This is a genomic window from Tessaracoccus pujii (genome assembly GCF_054483895.1).
Genome location: NZ_CM137012.1, coordinates 1885055 through 1901471 on the forward strand (window position 1 = coordinate 1885055; position 16417 = coordinate 1901471).

At 71.6% G+C, this 16417-nt stretch carries 17 protein-coding genes; 6 read left to right on the top strand and 11 right to left on the bottom strand.

Features of this window, described 5'->3' with window-relative positions; translation table 11 throughout:
- Positions 1–23: 23 nt before the first annotated feature.
- From topA to sftH, 7 genes are all read right to left on the bottom strand, one after another.
- The gene (gene topA / locus ACX1D0_RS09190) at positions 24–2690 is read right to left on the bottom strand and encodes a type I DNA topoisomerase (protein WP_459017603.1); all 2667 of its coding nucleotides are present in this window, start codon (positions 2688–2690) and stop codon (positions 24–26) included.
- Positions 2691–2832: 142 nt separating this feature from the next.
- A complete protein-coding gene (locus tag ACX1D0_RS09195; protein ID WP_459017604.1) occupies positions 2833–4305 on the bottom strand; it encodes a methyltransferase in 1473 nt (490 codons plus the stop codon).
- Between the two features lie 32 nt (positions 4306–4337).
- Positions 4338–5387, bottom strand: coding sequence for an L-glyceraldehyde 3-phosphate reductase (gene mgrA / locus ACX1D0_RS09200; RefSeq protein ID WP_459017605.1), 1050 nt, complete (start codon positions 5385–5387; stop codon positions 4338–4340).
- Between the two features lie 74 nt (positions 5388–5461).
- Positions 5462–5824 carry an Rv3654c family TadE-like protein gene (locus ACX1D0_RS09205; protein ID WP_459017606.1) on the bottom strand — a complete coding sequence of 121 codons (363 nt, stop codon included), beginning with the start codon at positions 5822–5824 and terminating at the stop codon, positions 5462–5464.
- Positions 5821–6180: a TadE family type IV pilus minor pilin gene (locus ACX1D0_RS09210; protein WP_459017607.1), complete on the bottom strand. Its 360-nt coding sequence runs from the start codon at positions 6178–6180 to the stop codon at positions 5821–5823. Before ACX1D0_RS09210 ends, ACX1D0_RS09205 begins: the two co-directional genes overlap by 4 nt.
- A gap of 9 nt (positions 6181–6189) precedes the next feature.
- Positions 6190–6393, bottom strand: coding sequence for a DUF4244 domain-containing protein (locus tag ACX1D0_RS09215; RefSeq protein WP_459017608.1), 204 nt, complete (start codon positions 6391–6393; stop codon positions 6190–6192).
- A 38-nt stretch (positions 6394–6431) separates the two neighbouring features.
- Positions 6432–8783: a DNA 3'-5' helicase SftH gene (gene sftH / locus ACX1D0_RS09220; RefSeq protein WP_459017609.1), complete on the bottom strand. Its 2352-nt coding sequence runs from the start codon at positions 8781–8783 to the stop codon at positions 6432–6434.
- Between the two features lie 324 nt (positions 8784–9107).
- On the opposite strand from sftH, the gene ACX1D0_RS09225 reads away from it, so the two are divergent.
- Positions 9108–9962: a polysaccharide deacetylase family protein gene (locus ACX1D0_RS09225; RefSeq protein WP_459017610.1), complete on the top strand. Its 855-nt coding sequence runs from the start codon at positions 9108–9110 to the stop codon at positions 9960–9962.
- A 2-nt stretch (positions 9963–9964) separates the two neighbouring features.
- Here ACX1D0_RS09225 and ACX1D0_RS09230 read toward each other — a convergent pair whose 3' ends face one another.
- From ACX1D0_RS09230 to ssd, 4 genes are read right to left on the bottom strand one after another with little or no spacing between them, the layout of a single operon-like run.
- A complete protein-coding gene (locus ACX1D0_RS09230; protein WP_459017611.1) occupies positions 9965–10696 on the bottom strand; it encodes a type II secretion system F family protein in 732 nt (243 codons plus the stop codon).
- Complete coding sequence (locus ACX1D0_RS09235) at positions 10693–11511, bottom strand: type II secretion system F family protein (RefSeq protein ID WP_459017612.1); 819 nt, start codon at positions 11509–11511, stop codon at positions 10693–10695. Before ACX1D0_RS09235 ends, ACX1D0_RS09230 begins: the two co-directional genes overlap by 4 nt.
- Entirely contained in the window at positions 11508–12650 is a 1143-nt protein-coding gene (locus tag ACX1D0_RS09240) for a TadA family conjugal transfer-associated ATPase (RefSeq protein ID WP_459017613.1), read from the bottom strand. Before ACX1D0_RS09240 ends, ACX1D0_RS09235 begins: the two co-directional genes overlap by 4 nt.
- Positions 12643–13653 carry a septum site-determining protein Ssd gene (gene ssd / locus ACX1D0_RS09245; protein WP_459017614.1) on the bottom strand — a complete coding sequence of 337 codons (1011 nt, stop codon included), beginning with the start codon at positions 13651–13653 and terminating at the stop codon, positions 12643–12645. The genes ACX1D0_RS09240 and ssd overlap by 8 nt, the downstream gene beginning before the upstream one ends.
- A 114-nt stretch (positions 13654–13767) precedes the next feature.
- Here ssd and ACX1D0_RS09250 point away from each other — a divergent pair, with 114 nt between their 5' ends.
- From ACX1D0_RS09250 to nth, 5 genes are all read left to right on the top strand, one after another.
- The gene (locus tag ACX1D0_RS09250) at positions 13768–14511 is read left to right on the top strand and encodes a class I SAM-dependent methyltransferase (RefSeq protein ID WP_459017615.1); all 744 of its coding nucleotides are present in this window, start codon (positions 13768–13770) and stop codon (positions 14509–14511) included.
- A 73-nt stretch (positions 14512–14584) separates the two neighbouring features.
- Positions 14585–15079: a phage holin family protein gene (locus ACX1D0_RS09255; RefSeq protein WP_459017616.1), complete on the top strand. Its 495-nt coding sequence runs from the start codon at positions 14585–14587 to the stop codon at positions 15077–15079.
- Positions 15080–15128: 49 nt separating this feature from the next.
- Positions 15129–15290: a Sp36 family protein gene (gene sp36, locus ACX1D0_RS09260; protein ID WP_459017617.1), complete on the top strand. Its 162-nt coding sequence runs from the start codon at positions 15129–15131 to the stop codon at positions 15288–15290.
- On the top strand, positions 15287–15745 hold the full coding sequence (locus ACX1D0_RS09265; protein WP_459017618.1) for a RidA family protein: 459 nt from the start codon (positions 15287–15289) through the stop codon (positions 15743–15745). Before sp36 ends, ACX1D0_RS09265 begins: the two co-directional genes overlap by 4 nt.
- Positions 15745–16416, top strand: a complete 672-nt coding sequence (nth, locus tag ACX1D0_RS09270; RefSeq protein WP_459017619.1) for an endonuclease III — start codon at positions 15745–15747, stop codon at positions 16414–16416. Before ACX1D0_RS09265 ends, nth begins: the two co-directional genes overlap by 1 nt.
- Position 16417 lies beyond the last annotated feature (1 nt).

Sequence of the window (16417 nt, forward strand, 5' to 3'; positions counted from 1 at the left end):
GCGGCCAGAGCCGACGGTGCCGCTCACGCCTTCTTGGCGCCGGCTGCCGGCTTCTTGGCCGCCGGCTTGCGTGCGGTCGTCGCCCTCTTGGCCACCGGCTTCTTCGCCGGGCCCTTGGCCCGCTTCTCCGCGATCAACTCGAAGGCCCGCTCGGGGGTGATCGCCTCCGGATCGTCGTCGCGCCGCAGCGTGGCGTTGGTCTCGCCGTCGGTGACGTAGGGACCGAACCGGCCGGACTTCAGCACCACCGGTTTCGCGGACACCGGGTCCGCACCGTACTCCTTCAGCGGCGCCGCGGCGGCAGCCCGCCCGCGCGTCTTCGGTTGCGCGTAGATGGCCAGCGCTTCCTCCAGGGAGATGGAGAAGATCTGATCCTCAGCGGCCAGGGAACGGGAGTCCGTGCCGCGCTTGAGGTACGGACCGTAGCGGCCGTTCTGCGCCGTGATCTCGGTGCCGTCCGGGTCCACCCCCACCACGCGGGGCAGGCTCATCAGCAGGAGCGCGGTGGGCAGGTCGATGGAGTCCAGCGACATGGACGAGAAGAGCGACCCCGTCCTCGGCTTGGCCGACTTCGGGGAGTCCTCCGGCAGCACCTCCGTGACGTAGGGCCCGTACCGGCCGTTCTTCGCCACGATCATGGTGCCGGTGGCCTCATCGACGCCGAGCTCGCGCTCCTCGTCGAGCGGCCTGCTCAGCAGTTCCTCGGCCACCTCGACGGTCAACGCATCCGGGGCCATGTCCTCGGGCACGTTGGCCCGGCGGCCGTCCGAGGACTCGACGTAGGTGCCGTACCGGCCCACCCGCACATCGATGCCCGAGTCGCGCAGCGCAAAGGTGGACAGCGCGCGGGCGTCGATCTCGCCCAGCTCGGTGACCAGGGTCTCCAGACCGTGGTGCGAGCTGCCCTCCGGGCCGCGGTAGAAGTCCGACAGCACGGTGAGGCGCTTGGCCTTGCCTGCCGCGATCTCGTCGAGCTGATCCTCGAGCTGCGCGGTGAACGCGTAGTCCACCAGCTCCGAGAAGTGCTCCTCCAGTAGCCGCGTGACGGCGAACGCCAGCCACGTCGGGACCAGCGCGGACCCCTTCTTGAACACGTAGTCCCGCGCCGTGATGGTGCGGATGATGGAGGCGTAGGTGGACGGGCGCCCGATCTCCAGCTCCTCCAGCTTCGCCACCAGCGACGGCTCGGTGTAGCGGGCGGGCGGGCGGGTCTCGTGGCCCAGCGCGTCGACCTTGGCCACCTCGAGGCTCCGACCCCGCTCCAGGACGGGCAGTCGGGTCTGCTGATCGTCCGAGGCCGAGTCGTCGTCGACACTGACCACGTAGGCCTTGAGGAAGCCGGGGAAGGTGATGGTACGACCCGAGGCCACCAGCCCCGCCGTCGTCGCCGCGCCGGCCCCGACCTGGACCGGAGCGAAGGCAGCGTCGACCCGGATGGTCAGCGACTCGCCCTTGGCGTCCGACATCTGCGAGGCCAGCGTGCGGCGCCAGATCAGCTGGTAGAGCTTGAACGCGTCGCCCCCCAGGCCGGTCTCGTCCGGATGCCGGAACGTGTCACCGGCCGGCCTGATGGCCTCGTGCGCCTCCTGGGCGTTCTTCACCTTCGACGCGTAGACCCTGGGTTGCGCGGGGAGGTACGCCTCGCCGAAGAGCTCCCTGACCTGCTGCCGCGCGGCCTGGATGGCCTGCCCGGCCAGCGTCACGGAGTCCGTACGCATGTAGGTGATGAAACCCTTCTCGTACAGCTCCTGCGCCACCCGCATGGCCCGCTCCGAGGTGAACCCGAGCTTCCGCCCGGCCTCCTGCTGCAGCGTCGTGGTGCGGAACGGCTCGTAGGGCTTGCGCGTGTAGGGCTTGGCCTCGACGGCGCCGACCACGAGGGTCGCGGCGGTGAGAGCCTCGGCCAGCGCCCGGGCGGTGGCCTCGTCGAGCACGAGGGAGTCCTGCGCGGTCAGCTCGCCGGCGGCGTTGAAATCGCGGCCCTGGGCCACCTTGGCGTCGCCGACGGTCGCCAGGCGGGCGGGAAACGTGCGCGGTTCCGCGTCGGGGCCCGCGTCCAGGTAGGTGTCGAGGTCCCAGTACGAGGCCGGTACGAACGCGATCCGCTCGCGCTCCCTGTCCACCACCAGCCGCGTCGCGACGGACTGCACCCGGCCCGCGGACAACCGTGGCATGACCTTCTTCCACAGCACGGGCGAGACCTCGTAGCCGTACAACCGGTCCAGGATCCGGCGCGTCTCCTGCGCGTCGACCAGATCGACGTCCAGTTCACGGGGATTGGTCACCGCCTCGGCGATGGCGGACTTGGTGATCTCGTGGAACACCATCCGCTTCACCGGGACCTTCGGCTTCAGCTCCTCCATGAGGTGCCACGCGATGGCCTCGCCCTCACGGTCACCGTCGGTGGCCAGCAGGAGTTCGTCGACGCCGGCGAGCTTGGACTTCAGATCTCTGATGGTGGATTTCTTGTCCGGGGACACGACATAGATGGGCTGGAAGTCGTTGTCGACGTTGACGCCGGTGCGCGCCCACTTCTCGCCCTTGTACTTGGCGGGAACCTCGGCGGCCGAGGTGGGAAGGTCGCGGACGTGACCACGGCTGGACTCGACGATGTAGTCGGAGCCGAGGAAGCCGGCGATTTTGGTCGCCTTGGTCGGCGACTCGACGATCACGAGACGCTTTGAAGCCATGGGTGAATCAGCCCTCCGGTCGGAAACTCCTCGAACAATAGCCTGCGCTGTCAATCCGGCCGTGCCACCGGGCGTCGGCGTCAGGCGTGTGCGCAATGCCGCCGGCTCCGGCGCGGACGTGCCAGGCGGGATGTCCCGCTCGTCACTGGCCGATGCGCAGCATCTGAGTGAGCAGCGCCGTGCGGAGCTCCGGCACGACGGCGGCGGCCAGGTCCGACGCGTCGGTCTGGAGGACCTGTGCGACGGCACCGAGCACCTGGGCGACGGTGAGATCTCCGTCGAGGGCGCCCAGCACAGCGGCCAGGGCCGTGTCCGCCTTGATGGCGCGCCGCAGCCCGACGCTCTGGCGGAAGACTATGTGCTCAGGATCCTCAGCCCCGGGACGCCCGATGGCCTCCTGGTCCACGTCGACGAGCCGGGGGCGGGTGGCGAGGAGTTCGCGCAGCGCGAGTGTCGCGGCCGTGACGGCGCCCGCGTGCCGGCCGAACACCGCGCCGACGGGTTGCGCCACGGCGTGGGGCCAGGTCTCGAGGCGCAGATGCGGCTCGTCCCGGCCCGCCCTGGTGACCAGGATCCACCCCATGCCGACGGCCCGCACCCCGAGCCTGTCGAAGTAGCGGAGCCACTCGTCATAGGCCCCGCGCCATCGCGGGGAGCCCACCAACCCGGCGTCGGTCAGCCACATCTCTATATAGGAGAAGATGTCCAGCCGCTCACGCTCGATGACCCACGCGTCGCACCCGGCTGGGATCCAGCCGCGGAGCCTGTCCTCCCACGGCTGGTCGAGGATGGCCCAGTTGGTGAGCAGCTGGAGGCTGCCGCCCGGGGTGAGGTGGTCCGCGGCCCCACGCACCAGCGTCTCGACGAGGGAATCCCCTTCGAAGTTGGCCTCACGGTAGGTCAAGGTGTCCGCCTCGTGAGTGGGCGGGCTCATCACGAACGGCGGGTTGGACACGATGAGGTCGAAGCGCTCGCCCTGCACCGGGTCGTACAACGAGCCCGCGCGCAGATCGAGGGCCACCCCGTTGAGCTCTGCCGTGAGACGGGCCAGTTCCAGCGCCCGGGGGTTGACGTCGGTGGCCACCACCCGGGACGCGTGGCGCGCCAGGTGCAGCGACTGCACGCCACACCCGGTGCCCAGGTCCAGCGCGGAGCCCACCCGCTCGCGGGGCGTGATCTGCGCCAGCGTGCTCGACGCCGGCGACACGCCCAGCACGTAGTCCGGGCGCGTCGGGGCCGTCTCGCCGTCCATCCCCGGCGTGGGATCCGCGACGATCCACCCGGACGCGCCGTCGTCCGGGGAGCCGTAGGGACGGATGTCGACCAGCGCCCGCATCCGGCCCCCGGTGAGCGTCTCCAGGTACCCGGCCGCCTGCATGGCCGACACGTCGACTGCCTCGGCGAGCTGGTCCGCGTCGACGGGCTGCTGGAGCACGAACAGCCGGATCAGAGTGGACAGCGGGTCGGAGGCCTCACCGAGCGCCACGTCGGCGGGGACCGTCGAGTTTCGCCCCAGACCGTCCTGCCCCGCCTCGCCGATCCGCCCGAGGACCGCGTCGACGGTGAAGTCCGCCGCCACCAGGCGGGCGCGCAGGGCGGAGGCATCGAGAGGCATGGACGCCATCCTAGGCGCCCATGCCCTGGCGGTCACCGGACCGAGTCGGTGGCCCCCTGCCAGAGATTGACGCCCTCGACGACCGAGTGCTGGTCGATGGCGGAGAGTTCCTCCGCGGTGAAGTCCAGGACGCCCAGCGCGTCGAGATTTGCGTCGAGTTGCTGCACCGAGGAGGCGCCGAGCACGACGGAGGTGACGGAGGCCTCTCCCTGATCGCGAAGTGCCCAGGCGATCGCCATCTGGGCGAGGCTCTGGCCGCGGGCCTGCGCGATGTCGTTGAGCGCCCGCAGGTGGTCGATGTTCTCCTCGGTGAGGAGCCCCGTGTCCAGGGACTTGCCCTGCGCGGCGCGCGAATCCGAGGGGATCCCGTCGAGATAGCGGTCCGTCAGCATGCCCTGGGCCAGCGGCGAGAAGGCGATGACGCCCATGCCCGCGGCGTGGCAGGCCTCCAACAAGCTCGGCTCACCCTGCTCGACCCACCGGTTGAGCACGGAGTACGACGGCTGGTGGATGATCAGCGGGGTGCCCAGCGAGCGCGCGATCTGCTGCGCCTCCGCGGTGAGCTTGGCCGAGTACGACGAGATGCCCGCGTACAGCGCCTTGCCCGAACGGACCGCCTGGTCCAGGGCCGCCATGGTCTCCTCCAGGGGCGTCTCCGGATCCGGGCGGTGGTGGTAGAAGATGTCGACATACTCCAGCCCCATGCGCGTGAGGGAGTCGTCGAGCGAGCTGAGCAGGTACTTCCTGGAGCCTCCGAACCCGTAGGGGCCGGGCCACATGTCCCAGCCCGCCTTGGACGAGATGACGAGCTCGTGGCGGTAGCGGGCGAAGTCCTCGGCCATGATCCGACCGAAGTTGGTTTCGGACGCGCCGTAGGGCGGCCCGTAGTTGTTCGCCAGATCGAAGTGCGTGACGCCGCGGTCGAAGGCGCGGCGCAGGATCCGGCGCTGGGTCTGCAGGGGGAAGTCGTCGCCGAAGTTGTGCCACAGGCCCAGCGAGATCGCGGGGAGCTTGAGACCTGACGCGCCCAGGCGTCGGTACGGCATGGAGGAATAGCGGTCTTCGGCGGCGATGTAAGTCATACCAGCACTGTATCGCCGCGGCACGGCGCCTGCCGGGGACGGGGATCCACGACCGCCACGCCCATCCGGCCGGCTCAGGTGCCGGCCGTGGCCGACCTGGTGAGCCGCGACGGCCCCCACGGAACCCTTGGTTCCAGGGGCACGCCGACGGTGACCTGCACGACCACCGCCCTGCCCGACACCGCCACCTCGCAACCGGTGACGGTCCCGTGGTTGCGGCGGGCGGCTTCGCCCGCAGCCCCACAGGCGGAGCTGCCCTCGACCGTGGCACTCACCGCAGCCAGGGCTGCCAGCTCCGCCGTGTGTTCGGCGCGGCGGGCGAGATAGAACCACTGGATGAGAACGGCGCCCGCCATGAACACCGAGACGAGGACCAGGCACACCCCGGCCACCAGCGCCGAACCGGCCGCCCCGCGCTGGTCACCGCGCCACGTCATGGGCCGACCCCCGGCTCGTAGGCGGCCCACGCCGTGGATGTCACGCTGAGGGGGCCCAGGCCTGGGACCTCGAGCGCCATGGCGACCGTGACACTCACCCCCGCCCGATCGGTGCTCACGTCGATCGTGGACCGGCGCGGCGCCCGTGCCCTGGCCTCCTGGAGCGACGCGTCGTCGCCTCGGGCCGCTTGACGTGCGATCTGGGCGCTGGATTCCGCCACCGTCGCCTGCGCCACGCCCAACAGGGAGAGCCCGACGAGACACGCGGTGAGCGTCACCGCCGTCACCAGCCCGATGGCCAGCTCGACGGTCACCATCCCCCGCGAGCCGCGCCGGGGCCTCCGCTGCCTGCTCATTGAGCCGGGTCACCCACCGTTCGCGACGGTGGTGAACACGTTGATCACCCAGTCGAAAAGGGTCTTGTAGAAGGTGTTGTCTCCGAAGATCCGCAGCAGCACGAGGGCCACTGTGGCGGCGGCGAGCAGCCCGAGGGCGTACTCGACGGTGGTGAGTCCGCGCTGCGCCAACGCGCGGGCGCGACCTGCTCGGCTCGGGACGGGGTGTGCCATGGGGCGTCCTTTCGGTGTGCCGGCCGCCTCTCAGCCGGTCAGCCCCTTGATCGCCCGGCCATCTCACCATTTCCCGTGCGGGCCCCGAGGTTGTGGATGGACGCGACGGACAACACCGATGGCTGTGGATGACGGGACGGGGTCTCATCGAGCAGGAGCGCCAACAACTCGGCGGCGTCGGCCTTGTTGAGCACCTGGTTCGCGTTGCCGCACTTGGGCGAGACCACGCAGGCAGGACAACCCGCCTCGCAGGCGCATCGGGTGAGACGGTCCAGGGTGGCGCCCAGCCACTGCTCAGCTGCCTCGAAGCCTCGGTAGGCGAACCCGGCCCCGCCGGACATGCCGTCGTGGACGAACACCGTCGGGAGCCCCGTGTCCGGGTGAAGCGCCGTGCTCACTCCGCCGATGTCCCACCGGTCACACGGGGCGAACGCCGGCAGGAGCCCGATGGCGGTGTGCTCCATGGCGTGCGCCGCGGCCCCCATCTGCAGCTCGGCCCAGCCGAGCCGGCCGGCCAACGACGCGGGCACCGTCCACCACACCGCCTGCGTGGTCATGCGGTGCAGCGGCAGGTCCAGCGGCGTGGAATCCCAGACGTCGTGGGTGACCTCGTCGCGACGGAGGTAACCGGTCACCTGGGAGTCCAGCCGCACCTCTCCCCGGCTGACCCAGGTGGCACCCAGCGTCCGCCGAGCCTCCTCCCGCACCACCTCGATGTCGAACGACGACTGGGCCTGGGTGTAGTAGCGGGGGCACGACGATGCGACCATCGCCTGGTGCTCGCCCAGGTCCAGCTCCTCGACGGTGAAGCTCTCGCCCTGGTGGAGATAGACCGCACCGGGGTGCACCGTGCGGTCCGCCGCAGCCGCGTCCACCATCCCCACGACCCTGCCCGTGGTCCGCTCGATGATGTCCACCGGGCGCCCTCCCATGGACCTGAGGTTGATGAAGTCCACCGCGCGATCCGGGCGGGTCCAGAAGAACCTGTCGCGCCGCGCCCGCAGCACGCCCTGCTGCGCCAGCGCCCGGGCGACCACGGGTGCCGTCGGGCCGAACCACCTGGCGTCCTCGTCTGACAGGGGAAGCTCCTGCGCCGCCGCCGCCAGGTGCGGGCCGAGCACCCTCGGGTTCTCCGGATGCAGCACCGCCCGCTCCACGGACGCCTCGAACACCAGCTCCGGATGCTCGAGGAGGTAGGCGTCCAACGGGTCCTCCCTGGCCAGGAGCACCACCAGCGATTCCTGACCCCGGCGTCCTGCGCGGCCGGCCTGCTGCCAGAAGGAGGACAGCTTGCCCGGATAGCCGGACACCAGCACGGCGTCCATGCCCGCCACATCCACCCCGAGCTCCAACGCGTTGGTGCTGGCCAGGCCGCGCAGCTCCCGGCTGTGCAGCCCGGCTTCCAGGGAACGCCGGTCCACCGCGAGGTACCCGCCGCGGTACGAGGCGATCCGGGTGGGCTCCGCCGAGAGCTCCTGGGCCGCGAGGGAAACCAGTTCCGCGCCCTGGCGCGACGGCACGAACGCGATGGTCTGGGCATCGTCATCGGTGAGCCGGGCCAGCAATTCGGCGGTGGCGGCGCGCAGCGACGACGCGGGACGCCACAGCACCGCGGTACGTCGACCGCTCGGAGACGCGTCCCGGTCGATGACCTGCACATGGTCCGCGCCGATGAGCGTGCCGGCGAACTCGCCCGCGTTGGGGGCGGTGGCCGAGGACAGCGCGACGACCGGGTCCGCGCCGTACTGCGCAGCCAGCCGCCTCAGCCGCCGGATCACCTGGGCCACGTGGGCCCCGAAGACGCCCTGGTAGCGGTGGGCCTCGTCGACGACGATGTAGCGCAACGACCCGAGGAACGACGCCCACCTCTGGTGGCCGGGAAGCACCGAGAAGTGCAACATGTCCGGGTTGGTCAGCACCAGATCCGCATGCTCCCTGGCGAATCTGCGCTCCGCCTCGTCCGAGTCACCGTCCAGGGCGCCGATCCGCCACCCCTGCGGACCCACTGCCGCGGCCGCCCGCGCCTGATCGTGCGCGAGGGCCTTCGTAGGAGCCAGGTACACCGCGGTGTGACGCGAGCTGAGGCGGGCCCGCGTGGAGTCCACGGTAACGCCGAGCCGGCCCTCTGCCGTGGCGGCGATGATGGGCATCAGGTACCCGAGGGTCTTGCCTGACCCGGTGGGGGTGCAGACGATGGCGTGCCTGCCCTCGAACAGCGCCTGGGCGAAGTCCACCTGGTGCTCCCAGGGCGCAGGGACCCCCGAGCGCTGGATCCGCTCCACAGCCTCGGATGAGAGCCAGTCCGGCCACCGTGATGTCCGGCCCGCGGCAGGCTCCCGCAGCGAGACGGCGACTGCCTCGTCCCTGGCGCTCACCCAGCCGAACTTCACACCACCACTGTGCCAGCGACGGCTGACACTTCCACAACGCGCCCCGACGCCGACCCCAGTCACCCCACTGGGGTGGGCTTGCGCGAGTAGAATGCGAGGCAACAGGGAGGCGGGGCAGTGTGCCGGTCGGTCGGCCAGTGCGGGCCCGTCCACCGCCGAGTTCGGCTCGGCACGGCGGCCGGGGCGATGGTGCTCGCCCTCGGCCTCCTGAGTTGTGGCCCGTCGCCCGTCACGCCCGCGGCCCCTTCTCCTGTGCCCACCTCCCAGCAACCCTCCGCTCCCGCCTCCCCGCTCCCCCCGACGCCGACTCTCTCCCCCTCCCAGGTGCCCACCAGCGACGGACCCGCGACGCACAGTCCCAGCACCGCCCGCCCGACGGTCACGCCCACCACGAGTTCGGCAGCTGCCTCCACCACGAAAGTCACGGCTTCCGCCGCGCCGTCGTCGACGCGCACCGAGACCACCGCCACGCCGTCGACCAGCACACCCCGCCCGACGCTGACAACCACTCCCCCGGCCCCCGCGACCCTCGTGCAGCTGTGGGCGGGGCAGGACATCGAGGTGTTCACCACTCAACGCAGGGTGGTGGCCCTCACCTTCGACGGCGGCGCCTCCGCGGACGCCGTGACGCCGATCCTGGCCACGCTGGCCACCCACGGGGTACCCGCCACCTTCTTCGTCACGGGCCAGTTCGCGCGGGCCTACCCCGATGCCGTCCGGGCGATGGACCGCGCCGGCCATCCGGTGGGCAATCACAGTGACACGCACCCGTACTTCACGCGGATCACGAACGAGGAGATCCGCGCCCAGCTGACCGCCGCCGAACGGAGCATCTCCGCACTGACCGGCACCACCACCAAGCCCCTGTTCCGCTTCCCGTACGGCGATGTCGCCGACCTCGACATCCGGGTGGTCAACGGCGCCGGCTACATCCCGGTCCGGTGGACCGTGGACACGCTGGGATGGAAGGGCACCAGCGGGGGCATCACCACCGCCGTCGTCCGCCAGCGGATCCTGGACCGGCTGCAGCCGGGTGCTGTCGTGCTGATGCACGTGGGCGCCCACCCGGAGGACGGCTCCACGCTGGACTCGGACGCCCTCCCAGGCATCATCAGCGATCTACACGCCCGCGGATACGGCTTCGCCACCCTGCCGGACCTCCTCGACGACGCCCCCTGAACTCATCCGAAGAACCCCTGCATCAGGCTGGCGATGATCGGCACGACGCCCACGGCCATGAACGCTGGGAGGAAGCAGGCCATCAATGGGACGACAGACCGCACACCAACGGTGCGGGCCCGCTTGGCGGCCCTGTCCCGCATCCCCTGCCGCGCGTCCTCGGCGTGGTCGGTCAGGATCCCCACCAGCGACGTCCCTGACCGTTCGGCCCGCATGATGTCCATGGCAGGGCGCCCCCAGACGGGATGTCCGCGGAGCGGCTGCCAGGCGTCCGGCCCCGCCCTCCCCAACGCCAGCTCCGCCCCGACGCGCTCGAGGAGCCGACGCGTGGTGGGCGGCGACACCCCCGCCACGTCCGCCACCGCGCGGGAGGTGGGGAGGCCGACGCGCAGACAGACCGAGAGGAAGTCCAGGGCATCGGGGAGTTCGTCCGCCGCAACGGCCCAATCCGGCCTCGGCGCGGCGAAACCCAGGCCCCAGAAGGTAAGGCCGCCGAGCAGTGCCCCGGCACTCAGGCCCGGTCCGACATCCAGAATGAGCAGGCTCACCAGCAGGACCCCGGCCCCCACGGCCGCACGCTGCCGCGCCGACGGTGCCCCTGGCCGCGCTGCCGCCAGCCTCACGGGGACACCAAGGGGGGCGCTGAGCGATGCGAGGCGCTCCGACGGCGAGGCGAGGACCAGCCACGACGCGAGGGCGGCCGCGAGCGCGGCGAGGACGAGGGTGCTCATCATCTGTCGCTCCGCCGGGTCTGGGCTCCCCCACGTGGGCCTGGCCGAGCCAGCGCCTCCACCCAGAGCACTCCCGCGGCAGTAAGCAGCACGCCTGCCACCGTCAACAGCTGCCCCAACGGCTCGGTCAGGAGGAACTCCGGCGTGTTGACGCCGGCCACCAGCCCCAGCCCGACCGCGAGCAGCGGTAGCGCCGCCATGATGTGGCCGCTCGTCCGCGCAGCCGCAAGTTCGGTCTCCACGACCGCCTCGACCTGGCGCTGCCTGCGCAGGGTCTCAGCCACCCCTGAGAGGACGCCGGCGATGGGGGCCCCCGTCCGCTCGCTGAGCCGCCACGCGGCCGCGACCGGCCGCATCCCGCTCAGGCCCGGGCGGGATGCGGCCCGATCCAGCTCACGGGCGACGTCCGCGCCCAGCCTGGCCGCCGAAGCCGCCGACGCCAGCACGGGGAAGTCCGTGGCGGCCTCCGCCAACGCCTGGTGCGGGATGTTGCCCGCCCGCAGCAACGACGCAAGGGCGCGGGCCGCCTGGGCGCAGTCCTCCGCCGCCGATGCTTCGCGGCGTCGACGACGTCTGCCCGCGATCACCCACGCCACCGTGCCCGCCGCCACCCCCACGCACACGACCCACCCCGTGACTCTCACGCCCCACACGCCCGCGACGACCACCGGCAGCAGCAGCGCGAGCACGGTCCACCCCACAGACGGATGCCCGCGCCTCCTGACCCGCGACGGGATTAACCGGGATTCGGCGCCGGCCGGCGGTGGCCCCATCATCATGGCGGCGGCGAGCGCGGCGGTGAGGACGGCCGGGATCATCCCCCCACCGCCTTTAGAAGCAGATCGGCCCCCGCGCCGAAGGTGAGGCCCCCGTCGGTGAGAGTGGCGGCGGGCAGGATCTCCACCATCGCGTCCGCCCCGCGCAGAAAGACACCCACCTGCGCCACCCTCCTGCGTCCGCTGCTCTCCCGGGTCACGTGGATGACCACCTTGAGCGCCGACGCAACCTGCGCGTGGCACGCCTCCCTGCTCATCCCGCCGAGCGCCGCGAGGGCCTCGAGCCGTGCCGGGATGTCCGCGACCGAGTTGGCGTGCACCGTCCCACAGCCGCCCTCGTGACCGGTGTTCAGGGCGGTGAGCAGGTCCGTCAACTCCGCGCCGCGCACCTCACCCAGCACCACCCGGTCCGGCCTCATGCGCAGCGCCTGGCGCACAAGCATGGTCAGAGTGATGGCCCCTGCCCCCTCGGCGTTTGCCGGCCTGGCCTCCAGCCGCACACAGTGCGGATGATCGGGGATGAGCTCCCGGGCATCCTCCACGAGCACGATCCGCTCCGTTGCCGGCACCTGCGCCAGCATGGCGGCCAGGAGCGTGGTCTTGCCTGTGCCGGTACCACCCGAGATGAGAAACGGCACCCGCCTGCGGACCACGTCCCGGAGTAGCTGGGCCCCCGCCTCCGGCAGCGAGCCGGCCGCCACGAGGTCCGCCAGGGAGAAGGTCCTGGCCGCCGGGACCCGCAGCGACAGGCAGGTCCCTGGGGCGGACACCGGGGCGAGGACGGCGTGGAGCCGTACCCCTCCAGGCAGCCGTCCGTCGACGAAGGGTGCCGCGTCGTCCAGCCGCCGCCCCGCCGCTGCAGCCAGGCGGATGGCGAGACGCCGCACCTGCTCGTCGTCCACGAAGGCCAGGTCAGCCCGCTCGAGCCCGGATCCGCGATCCACGAACACGTCACGGGGGCCGTTGACCACCACGTCGGAGACCCCGGGGTGGCGCAGCAGCTCGTCGAGCGGTCCGGCGCCCACGCTGTTGCGACGAAGGTCCGCAAGAACCTCGTGCACGGCGGCATCCGTGACCGCGACCCCCATGGAGCGGAGCGCGGAGGCCACGTCCACGGGGGCGTACGGCCGGCCCAGAGCCGCCAGGTGGACCTGCACCTGGTCCAGGTCCACGTCAACCACGGGTGAGTTCCCTGAGGACGGCCGCCACCTGGGCGGCGTAACGCCGGGCCGGCCCGCCCACAGGATGCAGGCCCAGTTCGGCGAGGCGCGGGAGGGCGCGATGCTGATCGATGCGGCCGAGGCTGCGCGCCACGAGAGTGCGGCAGATCACCTGCTCGGGCAGGGTGCGACCGGGGCCGTGCCGCACCACGATGGCGCTTGGCGTGACCCCCCGCGTCTCGCCCAACATCCTGGCCGCGGCCACGGAGCGGACGTCTGCCCCCACCACCAGGACAGTGTGATCCACGGGCAGGGGCGCGGGGTCACGGCCGCAGTCCAGCACCACGAGACGGTGGGAGCGCGCCAGGGCGGACACCACCGCGGAGACGGAACCCGGCGACGGGGGTCCCGGATCCTGGCGGGACTGCGCCAGGAGTGCCATACCCGCCACCGCCGGCAGACGCGCCGCCACCTCGCCCAGTTCCCCGTGCGCACCCGCCAGGTCCGCCCAGCGGACGCCCTCCACGGCCTCCGCGCCGACGGCGAGGTCCAGCCCGCCGCTGCTCGCCGCCAGGTCCACCACCGCAGATCCCATGGCCTGGCGCGCACCGGTGAGGCCGAGTGCCAGGGCCAACGTGCTGACGCCCAGGCCTCCCGTGGCGCCGACCAACGCCACCGTCGACCCTCGCTGACGTTCCGATGTTCGGGCCCGGGCCAGGACAGCGGCCAACCGGCCGCCGGTGTCCGGGAGCGGCAGCACCGGCAGCTCCAGCTCCGCGGAGCAGCGGGCCAGCTCAGCCGGCGACGTGCCCACCAGGTAGGCCCTCCCCGCAGGCGCCGACGACCACCTGGCCGCGACCTCGGTGGAGACGAGCCGCAGCCCGGCCGCCGCCCAGTGCGCCCCCACGGAGTCCGCGTCCCGCGCCACCTGGACGGGAAGCTCCAGGGCGGCCGCCGTCACCTCGACGGCCTCGATCACCGACGGATCCTTGGCACACAGCAGCACACGCACGGGCGTCTCCATGACACCTTGATCGCACGGGATCGCCGCCGTTTCCCAGGTGTGCTGCGCGCTGTGGAGAACCCGTGGCGGGCGGGGTCCGGTTACCCTTGACTCGATCTACCCCGGAAGGACCCCATGAGCCGTACCACCCTCCCCACCGAGGCCTTGGACTGGTTGGCGGTGTGGCACGGTGTGCGCGCTCTGGCGCTCAACCCCGAACCGCACCTCGCGCGGCGGCTGACGGATGCCGGCCACTCACTCTTCGCCCTCACCGACGACGTGGCCCGCTTGCGCCGCCTGCACGCCATCCGCAACGTCACTCCGATACTGGCGCGCCCCGAGGCCATTCCCATGGACCCGTGCGCCGTCGAGGTGGCATTCGTCCACCAGGGCCTGCACCACTACGACCTGGGGCAGGCGCTCGCCCAGATCGCCCGCGTCCTGCGGCCGGGCGGCTGCCTGAGCGCCTCCTACCTGGTCCGCGACGACTCGGTCCCGTGGGTGCGTCGGCTGGCCGCGCTGCTGCGTCGGTTCGACCCGATGGCCATGAAGGGCGACTACGGGCATCACAGCCTGGCCGAGCTGGGTGCCAGCAAGTACTTCCCGGAGGTCGAGGAGCGCGCCTTCCGGGTATGGCAGACCGTCACGCGGGATGACCTCCAGAGCCTGGTGCGGGCCCAACCGCTGGCCGCCAACCTCGACGAGACCCAGCTCGCGCAGCTCCTGCGCCAGGTGGCCGAGCTCTACGACGGGGCGGTGCGTCCGGGTGAGAGCCTGAGGCTCCCGTTCCAGCTGCTGTGTGCGCGCGCCTGGGTCAGCCACGAGGAGCTGACCGCCCCCGTCGTCCTGCCCGACAACGCCCTGGCGATCCAGCTGTAGCCCCTGGTAAGTCCGATCGCCACCCCAGGCGGCGCGTGCTGCCACTAGGCTGGCGAGTGCCGAAAGGAGCACCATGCGTATTGAGCCCAGCCACCCCCTGACAGACATCAAGGACGCCGTCTCGGACTTCGTCGCCCGCGAGTCGGAGCTGGCGGCGGCCGAACTCAAGCCCGCCGCCAAGGCCGCGGGCTTCGGTGCCGGTCTCTTCGCCGGTGCCGCGCTGTTCGCGTTCCACGCCATCTGGATGCTCGTCATCCTCATCGCACTGGCCGTGGGGCTGCTGCTCTACGCCGTCACACCCCTGGGTCCGTGGTCCTCGTTCACGCTCGGTTTCCTCGCCAGCGTCCTCATCTCACTCATCATCGCCGGGGTGCTGGCCGTCCTGGGACGCAACAAGTTCCGGCAGGTCAGGAAGCCCGAGGCCACGATCCTCGAGGCCAAGGCCACGCTGGACGCCGTCGTCGCGGCCATCGCCTCGCGGACCCAGGGCAGCGAGGTCGTGATCAGGCCCGGTGACCTTCCGAAGTTCCGCGACGCGGACCGCGAGAGCAACCTCGGGCGACCATAGGCGCGCCGCCTGGTTCGCGAGTCGCCCCCGACATGGCAGGCTTGGGCCCATGACCAAGTGGGAATACTTCGTGGCCCCGATCCTGTCGCACGTGGCGCAGCAGATCCTCAACAACTTCGGCTCGGAGGGCTGGGAACTCATCCAGCTGGCCCCGGGCCCCAACCCCGACACCCTCGTCGGCTACTTCAAGCGCCCCGCCAGCGGCGCATGACGGCTCCCTCACGCCGCCTGACCGAGCTGGGCATCGACCTGCCACCCGTCGCCACCCCCGTGGCGGCCTATGTCCCGGCCACCCGCGTGGGCGATCAGATCTGGACCTCCGGGCAGTTGCCCAGCGTCGCAGGGGAGCTCTCCCTCACCGGCAAGCTGGGCGCGGGCGTCACAGCCGAGGAGGGCGCCGCGGCGGCGCGCGTCGCAGCACTCAACGCGCTGGCCGCCGCCGCTGCACTGGCGGGGGGCGTGGACCAGATCCGACGTGTGGTCAAGGTTGTGGTCTATGTGGCGAGCGAGCCGGCGTTCAGCGGGCAACCCGCCGTCGCGAACGGTGCCTCCACCCTGTTCGGCGAGGTGTTCGGCGACGCCGGCGCCCACGTCCGTTCCGCGGTAGGCGTCTCGGTACTGCCCTTGGACGCGCCCGTCGAGGTCGAGCTCATCGTCGAGGTCTGATGAACCGGCCGGCCGACGTCCACCGGGCCCTCGCAGAGGCCTATCCCGACGCGCGGTGCGAGCTGGACTTCGACACGCCGTTCGAACTGCTCGTGGCCACAGTCCTGTCCGCCCAGTCCACGGACCGGCGCGTCAACTCGGTCACGCCCGCGCTCTTCGGCCGGTACCCCACCCCCGCGGCGCTCGCGGAGGCGGACCGCGCGACGGTCGAGTCCCTCATCGGGCCGGTGGGTTTCTTCCGCAACAAGACCACCGCCATCATCGGCCTCGCCCGGAGGATCGTCGACGAGTTCGACGGGCGCGTCCCGGGCACCCTCGAGGAATTGGTGACGCTTCCCGGGGTGGGCCGGAAGACGGCCAACGTGGTGCTCGGCAACGCCTTCGGGGTGCCCGGGGTCACGCCCGACACGCACCTCATCAGGGTGTCGGGACGGCTCGGGTGGAGCGCGAGCACCAGGCCCGACGACGTGGAGCGCGACGTCGGGGCCCTGTTTCCGCCTGACGAGTGGGTGATGCTCTGCCACCGCGTGATCTGGCACGGGCGCCGCTGCTGCCACGCGCGGCGCCCCGCGTGCGGAGCCTGTCCAGTCCGTGACCTGTGCCCCAGCCGTACCCTCGGCGAACAGGATCCAGCCATCGCCGCCGGCCTCATCCGCGAGCCGCGCGGGTAAT

What these genes read in the sequence shown, in the direction of transcription:
- topA (WP_459017603.1), bottom strand. Translation starts at nt 2,690, where the DNA reads ATGGCTTCAAAGCGTCTCGTGATCGTCGAGTCGCCGACCAAGGCGACC.
- ACX1D0_RS09195 (WP_459017604.1), bottom strand. Translation starts at nt 4,305, where the DNA reads ATGCCTCTCGATGCCTCCGCCCTGCGCGCCCGCCTGGTGGCGGCGGAC.
- mgrA (WP_459017605.1), bottom strand. Translation starts at nt 5,387, where the DNA reads ATGACTTACATCGCCGCCGAAGACCGCTATTCCTCCATGCCGTACCGA.
- ACX1D0_RS09205 (WP_459017606.1), bottom strand. Translation starts at nt 5,824, where the DNA reads ATGACGTGGCGCGGTGACCAGCGCGGGGCGGCCGGTTCGGCGCTGGTG.
- ACX1D0_RS09210 (WP_459017607.1), bottom strand. Translation starts at nt 6,180, where the DNA reads ATGAGCAGGCAGCGGAGGCCCCGGCGCGGCTCGCGGGGGATGGTGACC.
- ACX1D0_RS09215 (WP_459017608.1), bottom strand. Translation starts at nt 6,393, where the DNA reads ATGGCACACCCCGTCCCGAGCCGAGCAGGTCGCGCCCGCGCGTTGGCG.
- ACX1D0_RS09230 (WP_459017611.1), bottom strand. Translation starts at nt 10,696, where the DNA reads ATGATGAGCACCCTCGTCCTCGCCGCGCTCGCGGCCGCCCTCGCGTCG.
- ACX1D0_RS09235 (WP_459017612.1), bottom strand. Translation starts at nt 11,511, where the DNA reads ATGATCCCGGCCGTCCTCACCGCCGCGCTCGCCGCCGCCATGATGATG.
- ssd (WP_459017614.1), bottom strand. Translation starts at nt 13,653, where the DNA reads ATGGAGACGCCCGTGCGTGTGCTGCTGTGTGCCAAGGATCCGTCGGTG.
- ACX1D0_RS09250 (WP_459017615.1), top strand. Translation starts at nt 13,768, where the DNA reads ATGAGCCGTACCACCCTCCCCACCGAGGCCTTGGACTGGTTGGCGGTG.
- ACX1D0_RS09255 (WP_459017616.1), top strand. Translation starts at nt 14,585, where the DNA reads ATGCGTATTGAGCCCAGCCACCCCCTGACAGACATCAAGGACGCCGTC.
- sp36 (WP_459017617.1), top strand. Translation starts at nt 15,129, where the DNA reads ATGACCAAGTGGGAATACTTCGTGGCCCCGATCCTGTCGCACGTGGCG.
- ACX1D0_RS09265 (WP_459017618.1), top strand. Translation starts at nt 15,287, where the DNA reads ATGACGGCTCCCTCACGCCGCCTGACCGAGCTGGGCATCGACCTGCCA.
- nth (WP_459017619.1), top strand. Translation starts at nt 15,745, where the DNA reads ATGAACCGGCCGGCCGACGTCCACCGGGCCCTCGCAGAGGCCTATCCC.